Source organism: Bartonella eidoli (genome assembly GCF_036576145.1).
Classification (GTDB): Bacteria; Pseudomonadota; Alphaproteobacteria; order Rhizobiales; family Rhizobiaceae; genus Bartonella.
On sequence record NZ_JBAFWX010000013.1, the window covers coordinates 1 to 1,232 of the forward strand.

The following is a 1,232-nucleotide window of genomic DNA, read 5'->3' on the forward strand; positions in this document are numbered from 1 at the left end:
GATGGCAAAGAGCAAGTTTGAACGTACGAAGCCGCATGTTAATATTGGTACGATTGGTCACGTTGATCATGGAAAGACTTCGTTGACAGCGGCGATCACGAAATTTTTTGGTGAATTTAAAGCGTATGAGCAAATTGATGCAGCGCCGGAGGAACGTGCGCGTGGGATCACTATTTCTACAGCGCATGTTGAGTATGAAACAGAGAATCGGCATTATGCACATGTTGATTGTCCGGGACATGCTGACTATGTGAAAAACATGATTACGGGTGCGGCGCAGATGGATGGTGCAATTTTAGTTGTCTCTGCAGCTGATGGTCCTATGCCTCAGACTCGTGAGCATATTTTGCTGGCGCGTCAGGTTGGTGTTCCTGCGATCGTCGTTTTTCTTAATAAAGTTGATCAGGTTGATGATAGTGAGCTTTTGGAGCTTGTTGAGCTTGAGGTTCGTGAGCTTTTGTCCAAGTATGATTTCCCAGGAGATGATATACCAATAATTAAAGGTTCTGCTTTGGCAGCTCTTGAGGATTCAAATAAAAGCATTGGTGAGGATGCTGTTCGCCTTTTGATGAGTGAGGTTGATAATTACATACCGACTCCTGAGCGTCCAGTTGATCAACCGTTTTTGATGCCGATTGAGGATGTTTTTTCGATTTCTGGTCGTGGAACTGTTGTTACTGGTCGTGTTGAACGTGGTATTATTAAAGTTGGTGAAGAAATTGAGATTATTGGTATTCGTCCAACTTCTAAGACGACAGTTACAGGCGTTGAAATGTTTCGTAAGCTTTTAGATCAAGGGCAGGCGGGAGATAATATTGGTGCACTTCTTCGTGGTGTTGATCGTGATGGTATTGAGCGTGGTCAGGTTTTGGCGAAGCCTGGTTCAGTTACTCCTCATACTAAATTTAAAGCTGAGGCTTATATTTTGACAAAAGATGAGGGTGGTCGTCATACTCCTTTTTTCACAAATTATCGCCCTCAGTTTTATTTTCGTACTACAGATGTGACGGGAATAGTTTCTCTTCCTGAGGGTACTGAGATGGTTATGCCTGGTGATAACGTTGCTATGGATGTTTCTCTCATTGTTCCGATTGCGATGGAGGAAAAGCTTCGTTTTGCTATTCGTGAAGGTGGTCGTACTGTTGGTGCAGGTATCGTTTCTAAGATCATTGAATAGGCAGTGGTTGTTGAGGGGCGTCTTTAATTATTAAAGGCGCTTGTGTGGTAAGGAA

General features: G+C 43.3%; 1 protein-coding gene. It reads left to right on the plus strand.

Going from position 1 to position 1,232, the window contains the following annotated elements:
• Position 1: 1 nt before the first annotated feature.
• Complete coding sequence (gene tuf / locus V5N68_RS06100; RefSeq protein WP_332066285.1) at positions 2–1,177, plus strand: elongation factor Tu; 1,176 nt, start codon at positions 2–4, stop codon at positions 1,175–1,177.
• Positions 1,178–1,232: the final 55 nt, after the last annotated feature.